The 8,079-nt window shown below is 72.8% G+C and carries 8 protein-coding genes; 4 read left to right on the top strand and 4 right to left on the bottom strand.

The genetic code is table 11. The annotated features are described in order from the left end of the window. The first annotated feature begins 492 nt into the window (after positions 1-492). The 3 genes from ABZS51_RS41520 (at position 493) to ABZS51_RS41510 (ending at position 2,859) form a co-directional block, all read left to right on the top strand. A complete protein-coding gene (locus ABZS51_RS41520) occupies positions 493-1,230 on the top strand; it encodes a GntR family transcriptional regulator (RefSeq protein WP_310716553.1) in 738 nt (245 codons plus the stop codon). Between the two features lie 210 nt (positions 1,231-1,440). Then, positions 1,441-2,088 carry a GNAT family N-acetyltransferase gene (locus ABZS51_RS41515; protein WP_355453519.1) on the top strand — a complete coding sequence of 216 codons (648 nt, stop codon included), beginning with the start codon at positions 1,441-1,443 and terminating at the stop codon, positions 2,086-2,088. A gap of 90 nt (positions 2,089-2,178) precedes the next feature. After that, complete coding sequence (locus ABZS51_RS41510) at positions 2,179-2,859, top strand: copper homeostasis protein CutC (RefSeq protein WP_355453516.1); 681 nt, start codon at positions 2,179-2,181, stop codon at positions 2,857-2,859. A gap of 29 nt (positions 2,860-2,888) precedes the next feature. Here the strand turns inward: ABZS51_RS41510 and ABZS51_RS41505 are convergent, their stop codons facing one another. The 4 genes from ABZS51_RS41505 to ABZS51_RS41490 form a co-directional block, all read right to left on the bottom strand. Beyond that, a complete protein-coding gene (locus ABZS51_RS41505) occupies positions 2,889-4,091 on the bottom strand; it encodes an aldolase (protein ID WP_355453513.1) in 1,203 nt (400 codons plus the stop codon). Positions 4,092-4,149: 58 nt separating this feature from the next. Further along, a complete protein-coding gene (locus tag ABZS51_RS41500) occupies positions 4,150-5,451 on the bottom strand; it encodes an FAD-dependent oxidoreductase (protein ID WP_355453510.1) in 1,302 nt (433 codons plus the stop codon). Between the two features lie 89 nt (positions 5,452-5,540). Beyond that, positions 5,541-7,139, bottom strand: coding sequence for an AMP-binding protein (locus ABZS51_RS41495; RefSeq protein WP_355453507.1), 1,599 nt, complete (start codon positions 7,137-7,139; stop codon positions 5,541-5,543). A gap of 31 nt (positions 7,140-7,170) precedes the next feature. Continuing rightward, positions 7,171-7,893 carry a hypothetical protein gene (locus ABZS51_RS41490; RefSeq protein WP_355453504.1) on the bottom strand — a complete coding sequence of 241 codons (723 nt, stop codon included), beginning with the start codon at positions 7,891-7,893 and terminating at the stop codon, positions 7,171-7,173. On the opposite strand from ABZS51_RS41490, the gene ABZS51_RS41485 reads away from it, so the two are divergent. Continuing rightward, on the top strand, positions 7,892-8,079 hold a 188-nt coding region (locus ABZS51_RS41485), incomplete at its 3' end, for a hypothetical protein (RefSeq protein ID WP_355453501.1). The genes ABZS51_RS41490 and ABZS51_RS41485 overlap by 2 nt on opposite strands.

The following is an 8,079-nucleotide window of genomic DNA, read 5'->3' as shown; positions in this document are numbered from 1 at the left end:
ATTCTCACTCGCACAGCCTCCACAACTAGATCACTCTGCTGCTTCGCCGGCTGCACGACGCTCCCCTACCCACCAACAGCACCGCCCCATGCGCGGCGACGCCAGGACTCCGGCGAGGGTTGGAGTCCTAGATCGATGGTTCGCGCACGGAGACGGTGGGGGAGTGCGAGGACTCCGGGTGCCGGCAACGCTCGGTCGACCTGGTCGGTACGGGACTGCCATTCCGGGTGTTCGTGCAGGTAAGACCGAACGTATGGCGACGCACCGCGTAACGCAGTAAACGTGGTGCATCGTCTGGGTCTTGCCAGGGCAGGTATGGCGTACCCGCGTGGACCGGCAACACTGGCCCTCACCTCCTCCCGGCCTTTCGATGGATTTGTACCAACGAATGGATGATGCGGCTGCGGGGGCCCTTTGGTCAAGGGGTTGTGGCCTGCTAGAACCAGATCGTCTAAATTGTTGGCACAATAAGGGGTGAAAGTGGCAAGGTCGGTGCTGTACCAGCAGGTGGCTTCCGAACTACGGAAGGCCATCTACTCCGGTGTACTCGGTCCCGGAGCGCAGCTGCCGACTGAGGCCCAGCTCATGGAGGACCATGGGGTGAGCCGCAACACCGTCCGGCTGGCCCTGGGCGAGCTGGTCAACGAAGGGCTGGTCACCCGGACGCCCCGCCGCGGCACGATCGTCCGGGACCGCAGGCCGCTGCTCATCTACCCGCAGCGAGAGCTGGAGCCACAGCCCAGCGGAGAGCTGCGTGAGGCGTTCGCCTACGCCGTCACGCAGGAGGGCCGGGCGCCCAGCCAGCTCATCGAGGTGCTGACCGTCACACCCGTCGAGGAGATCGCCAGCCGGTTGGAGCTGGCCGACGGGGAGCTCGCCGTGGTGCGCCGGCGGCTCCGTTTCGTCGACGGGCAGCCGTACAACACCAATGACTCCTACTTCCCCCGGGATTTGGTGGCCACCTCGGAAATCGCCAGGCCGGGGGACATCGCGCGAGGGGCGAACCGGGTTCTGGAGGAGCTCGGGCATGAACAAGTTCGCGTGATTGACGACATTTGGGCGCGAATGCCCAACCAAGAGGAAGCTGAGAGGCTTCAATTGGAACTGGGCACGCCAGTTGTCGTGTATGTCCGTGTTGGTTACGACAGGGCTGATACGCCGGTGCGCGTCGCGGTCTCGGTGCTACCCGCGGACAAGCACTTGATCAGATACGAGCTCGACAGCCGCTAGTCGAGCTCGGTTGGGGGTGATCCCGCCGGCGGCCCGCCGCGAGTAATCCGGCCTCGCCGGGCTAGGGGAGTCGTGCATACTCCCTAAAACCCAATTTATGCGTGTATATGCGTACATATCGCCTTTAAGTCACCCTAGCCGAGTCCATGCGCCACTGCGCCATCACTCACAGTAGTGACTCGGACACCCAACGCATCGAAAGGGCGAACCATGCACTCCATCACTGCCTTCGGCACCCTCTCCGGCACTTCGGGCTCCGGTACCGCGACCCTCCTGCACCCGCTGGCCCTGCGCCGCGCCGACCGTTCCGACCTCCAGGGCGTCCTCACCCTGCTCGCCGACACCGCCGAATGGCTGCACTCCAAGGGCGTGAGCCAGTGGCCGCGGGGCGGCTTCGGCCCCGAGCGGATCGAGCCGCTGATCGAGGAGCGGGTGCTGTACCTGCTGGACGACGAGCTGCGCTACCTCGACCCCGACGAGGACGTCCCTCCGGTCGCCACCATCGCCCTGGACGGCCACGCGGACCCGGAGTTCTGGGCGCCCGCCGACGACCCCGGCTCGGCGCTGTACGTCCACAAGCTGGCCGTGGCCAGGCCCTGGGCCGGCACGGGTCTCGGGGACGCGCTGCTGGACTGGGCCGGGGACACGGCCCGCGCCACGGGGCGCCGCTGGCTCCGGCTCGACTGCGCCAAGCGCAACCAGGAACTCCAGGACTACTACCGGCGGCGCGGCTTCCAGCATGTCCGTACGGTGGACCTCCCGCACCGCGCCTCGGGCGCCCTCTTCCAGCGCCCCGCCGAGAGCGCCATGGTCGCCGCCTTCCGCGACCTCACCCTCCCTGAGCTCATCGGCGCCTGACGGCCGCCGGCCCCCAGGACCAGCCAGGACGTAACGGGCTTTTGGGGCTTCGCCTGCGGAAAGGGGTAGAGCACCCGATAACCTGCCCTCATGACCGGATCCCTCCTTGAGGTGATCGCGCTCGACGTGCGCGACGCCGTGGCCGCGGAGCAGGGCGGCGCCGACCGCGTGGAGGTCGTCGCCGACATGGCGGCCGACGGGCTCACACCCGCGCCCGAGACGGTCGCCGCCATCGCCGCCGAGTGCCCGCTGCCCCAGATGGTCATGCTGCGCCGCGACGCCACGTTCACGGCCGGGCAGGACACGCTCGACCGGCTGCGGCGCGACGTCAAGGAGCTGGCCCAGGCCGGTGCGGCGGGGTTCGTCTTCGGGTTCCTCGACGAGGCGGGCGCCGTGGACCTGGCCGCCACCGAGGCGCTCATCCACGCCGTCTCGCCGCTGCCCTGGACGTTCCACCGGGCGGTCGACCACGCGGCCGACGTCCTGGCCGCCTGGCGCGCCGTGCGCCTCCTGCCGAACCTGGCGACCGTCCTGACCGCCGGCGGGCCCACCGGTGTGGCGGACGGGCTGCCGGTGCTCAAGACCCGCGCCGAGGCCGGTGACGGGTCGATCATCCTGGCCGGCGGCGGGCTGCGGCCACCGCACGTGCCGGCCCTGCTCGACTACGGGGTGCGCGCCTTCCATGTCGGCTCCGCCGTACGGGAGAGCTGGTCGGACCCCGTGGACCGGCGGCTGGTCCAGCAGTGGCGCGCCCTGGTCGACCGCGACTGAGCGGCCGGGCCCCGGACGCGGTCCCGGCCTCAGCCGGGGCCGGACAGGGCGGCGTCCGCGCGTGACAGGGCCGCCACGAGCGGCCTGATCGTGGCGGGCTCGTCCATGACCCCGCCGTCGGCCGCCCGCCCCTCCTCCCAGGCCCGCACCCGTTCCCGGTACGCGTCGTACGTCGCCAGATGGAAGGCGTAGACCGCGGCGAACCGGCTCACCAGGTGCGAGGGGTGCATGTCCCAGCCCTGGTGGTACCCATGGCGCAGGGAGTGCCGTACGAGCTCGGCGTGCCGCCGCCACAGCCCGCGCACGTCGGCGGCCGACTCCGAGGCGGGCGCGGCCGCCAGCGACCCGTCCGACAGCTCCACCCCCGTGCCCGCGAACGCGGTCTGCATGACGTGCCGCGCGTGGTCGCAGGCCGGGTGGTCGAGCCGCTGCTCGTGCGGGGGCAGGCCGATCGCCGCCGTGTGGTCGAACACCCCGAAGTGCGCGGCGGCGAGCCTGCCTCCCAGCGTCTCGGCGAGTTCGCCCCGCAGGAACGCCAGCGTCTGCGGCGCCTCCACCTGCATCTCGAAGCGCAGCCGCACCTCCGCGCCGCCCCCGAGCCCGCGCTCCAGCCCGCGTTCGAGCCGCCCCAGCAGGTCGGCGAACTCCACGAGGTACTCCTCCATGAGCACCTTGGGGAAGGTCACCACGAAGCCGGGCGGCAGCTCGCCGCAGCGCGCCGCCACCTCGGTGAGGAAACCGTCGAGCGTCCGCGCCGAGCGCGCCGGGTCGCCGTCGGCGAACGACTTGACCCGCAGCCCCCACCGCCGCGGCAGCGCCCCCGCGGCCCGCAGCTCCGCGACCGCCTCGGCGGCCCGCACGGCGTGCGCGTCCTCCTCCTCGCCGGGCCGCACCCCGTAGCCGTCCTCGAAGTCGATCCGCAGGTCCTCGACGGGCTCGCGGGCGAGCTTGCGCAGCACCCGCTCGTGCACGGCCGGCGCCAGCCCCTCCGGCACCCCGAACACGTCCACGACCTCGGCGGGACCGGCCAGCCCCGCCCGCGCCATCGCCAGGGCCCGCCCGCCCCAGTCCGCGACGGTCCCGGCGGAGAACCGGTCGGCCGGCACGTACACCGTGTGCACCGGCTGCCATCCGGGGCGCCAGCCGGGGGAGGCGCCCGGATAGCGGGCCCGCTGGGCCCGGAAGGCGTCCTCGAACGAGGCCAGCGGCACGTCCCCCATGGTCACACGCATGCCCTGCACCCTAACCCGCCGCGGGACACCGGCCTCAGGGGCGGGCTCAGGGGCGGCCTCAGGGGCGGAAGGCGCGCAGCATGGCCTCCAGGCCGGCCAGCTTGACGCGCTCGCCGCGGCCCAGCGTGCGGGCCAGCTCGGCCTCGGCCGCCTCGACGGCCAGCCACTCCTCGTAGGTGACGGGCCGCACCCCGCGCTCGGCCAGCAGCGTGTCGAGGTCCGTCTTCAGCTCGTGCCCGCGGTCCGCGAGGTCGGCCAGCAGGGTGCGGACCGTCTCGGCCGCGTCGGACTTGTTCGTGCCGATCACGCCCGTCGGGCCGCGCTTGAGCCAGCCGGCGACGTACTCGCGCTCGCGCACCCGCCCCGCCTCGTTCGGCACGGTCATCGTCTCGTGGGAGAACGGCACGTCCGGCAGGGGGACGCTCTGGTAGCCGACGGATCGCAGCACCATCCCCACCGGCAGCGTCTCGAACTCGCCGGTGCCCTCCACGCGTCCCTCGGGGCTCAGCCGGGTGCGTTCGAGCCGCAGCTCCTCGACCCGCTCGCTGCCGATGATCTCCACCGGGCGCAGCCAGAACCGCACGTCGAGCCGGCGCGGCCGGCCGGCCGGCCGCCGCTCCGACCACGAGCGCAGCACCTCGATGTTGCCCCGCACCTGGCGCGGGAAGTCGCCGCCGAGCACGACGGCCTCCTCCGGCCGCACGCACACGTCGGCGTTGGCCAGCTCCCCGAGCTCCCGCAGCTCCTTGAGCGTGAACTTGGCGTGCTCCGGCCCCCGCCGGCCGATCATGTGGATGGCCTTGACCTGGCTGGCGCCCAGGCGTTCGAGCACCTCATGGGGGACGTCGGTCGCGCTCAGCTCGTCGGCCGTCTTGGCCAGGATCCGCACCACGTCCACGGCCACGTTGCCGACGCCGATGACCGCCACCTCGGAGCTGTCGAGGACGAACCGGCCGGCGTCCACATCGGGGTGGCCGCAGTACCAGTTGACGAAGTCGGTGGCCGCCACGCTGCCCGGCAGGTCCTCGCCGGGGATGCCGAGCCGCCGGTCCACCATGGCGCCCGTGGCGTACACGACGGCGTCGTAGGCGCTCAGCAGGTCGCTCACGGACACGTCCACACCGAGCGTGACGCCGCCGAGGAAGCGCACCTGCGGCAGCTCCAGCACCCGCTGCAGGTAGCCGGCGATGGACTTGATCGAGGTGTGGTCGGGCGCGACGCCGTACCTGACCAGCCCGTACGGCGTGGGCAGGCGTTCGAGCACGTCGATCTCGACCGGCTCCGACGACTGCTTGACCAGGGCCTCGGCCGTGTAGATCCCGGCGGGGCCCGATCCGATGACCGCCACGCGCAACGCCACGTCGCCTCCCTGCGACGGCGACTCCTCGGCACGGGCCAGGCGTCCGGCCGGGATCACCGTCTCGTGGCGATTGTTCCCCGTGCGAGCGCCTATGACAGCCTCTTTTCGCCGTCAAGAGCGTCCCGTGTCGCGCGGGCGCGCAGGGCGGCCTTGTCGATCTTGCCGTTGGCGTTGGCCGGCAGGGCCTCCACGACCACGACGCGCCTCGGGACCTTGTAGTTGGACATGTTCTCCCCCGCCCAGGCCAGCAGCGCCTCCACGTCCACCTCAGCGCCGGGACGGGGCACCACGTACGCGCAGCCGGACTCGCCCGAGACGGTGTCGGGCACCCCGACGACGGCTGCCTGCGCCAGCGAGCCCTGGCGCAGCAGCAACGACTCCACCTCGGCGGGGGAGACGTTGAAGCCGTTGACGATGTACAGGTCCTTCTTGCGGTCCACGATCGCCAGGTTCCCGGCCGCGTCCAGCACGCCGACGTCGCCCGTGTGCAGCCACCCGTCCCGGTCGACCACCTCGGCGGTCCTGTCCGGCTCGTCCCAGTAGCCGCGCATCACGCCGTAGCCGCGCTGCAGGATCTCGCCGCGCTCGCCCGGCGCGACGTCCTTGCCCTCGTCGTCCACGACCCTGACCTCGATGCCGGGCACCGCCCGCCCGGTCGTGGCCGCGACCACCGCGACCGGGTCGCCGGCCCTGGTCATGGAGACGACCGTGCCCTCCATCAGGCCGTACGCGTTGATCACCCGCTCCATGCCCACCTGCTCGACCAGCCGGGTGATGAGCGACGGCGGGACGGCGGCGGCCCCGCAGATGGCCACGCGCAGCGACGAGACGTCGCACGCCCTGCGGTCCAGCTCGTCCAGCAGCCGGTGGAACAGCGTGGGCGGCCCCGCCAGGACGCTGATCCGGCCGGAGGAGATCAGCTCCATCAGCCCGTCGGGGGTGAACGCCCGGATCGGCATCATCGTGGCCCGCCGCAGCACGCACGCGAGCAGCCCCGCGTTCAGCCCGAAGCCATGGCTGAACGGCGCGATGACCGGGTAGCGGTCGTCCTCGCCCAGGGTGACGATCTCGGCCCAGTCCCAGTAGCCGCGCAGCACCTGGGCGTGGTCGAGCATGACGCCCTTGGGCGTGCCGGTGGTGCCGGAGGTGGACATGATCTCGCACAGGTCCTCCGGCCGTACGGCCAGCGCCCGCTCCTCGGCGGCGTCCGGCGTGACGTGCTCCCCCCGCTCCAGCAGCTCCGAGGCGGTGAGACGGCCCGGGCCCGGGGGAGCGGAGGAGGGGACGACCACATGGAGCAGGCCGGTGCCCGGCGGCAGGAGGTCCGCCGGCGCCGTCCGCCCCGCCCCCTCTCCGGTGATCAGCACCCGGGCGGCGGTCCTGCGGATCATCGCCGCCGCCTCCAGGCCCTTGGCCCGGGACGAGAGCGGCACGAGGACCGCGCCGGCGCACCAGACGCCGAAGGCGTGGACCACCCAGGAGGGGTCGTTCACGCCCCACAGCGCGACCCGGTCGCCGGGCCCGACGCCGAGCGCCATGAGGCCCCGCGCCACCCGCGTGGCCGCCTCCAGCAGCTCCGCCAGGCTCGTCCGGTCCGCGCCGTCGGCCAGGACGGTCGCGCCGGGGTGCCGGGCGGCCTGGTCGCGCAGCATGCGGGGGATCGTCCCCCAGTCCGGCACCGGTTCCACGTCTCCCGCGCCTCCAAGCTGAGTCGGTGCGTCACGTCACGAGCGCCCTGTCGCGGCCGAGGTGGTGACCGCGCAGGTCGCTCACCATGCCGGGGGAGGGCGTCTCGGTGACCTCCGGAGCGATCTCCACCGCGAGCGAGATCGGCGTCAGCGCCCGCACGGCCTCCTGGAGGCGCGACCGCCACATCGGGTTGCCCACCAGGCTGGCCCGGTTGAACGTCACGGTCAGGACCGCCGCGTCGAGCGTGCCCTGCCGGCTGACGCCGAGCTCCCACCGGGCCACGCCGTCGATCTTGGTGAGGGTCCGGCCGATCCGGGGCAGCGACAGCCACACGCCGCGCACCAGCACGTGGTCTCCCACGGTGTGCGCGGGGCCGGGGATCCCGTCGGCCGGGCCGCGCGCCACCTGGCCGGTCCGCAGCACGGCGTCGCCGAGCGCGGAGTGGCCGGCCGGCGTGATCACCAGCTCGGCCGCGCCGGAGGCGTGCGGCAGCAGCTCGTCCTTGCCGAGCGCGGCCAGCCGCAGCAGGCCGTCGGCGAGCGGCGTGAGCGGCTCGTCCTCCGCCGCCCGCCAGGCCAGGGCGCCCCCGCTGAACGGGCTGGAGTACACCTCGTGGACCTCGGCGTCGAACTCGCCCGCCAGGTGGCCGAGGGTCCGCTTCGAGGCGATCTCGCCGGTGAGAACGATGTGCCGGAGCCCGAGGTCCAGCGGGTCGAGCAGGAACTCCAGGTGCAGCCGGGCCAGGAGGTCCATGGCGCCGGTGGGGGTCGCGACCAGCGTGGTCGCCCCGAGCGCCGACAGCGCGTGGTGCGCCGTCATCGGCACCCAGGGCGTCGCCGGCCACCTCGCCGACCTCGCCGTGGCCTGCTGGGTGCTGGTGGTCGAGCACGACCGCGACCTGATCGAGCTCGCCGACCACGTGGTGGACCTCGGGCCGGG

Origin of the sequence: Nonomuraea sp. NPDC005501 (genome assembly GCF_040605905.1) — a bacterium.
GTDB lineage: Bacteria > Actinomycetota > Actinomycetes > Streptosporangiales > Streptosporangiaceae > Nonomuraea.
This window is presented reverse-complemented; position numbering and strand designations above follow the sequence as displayed.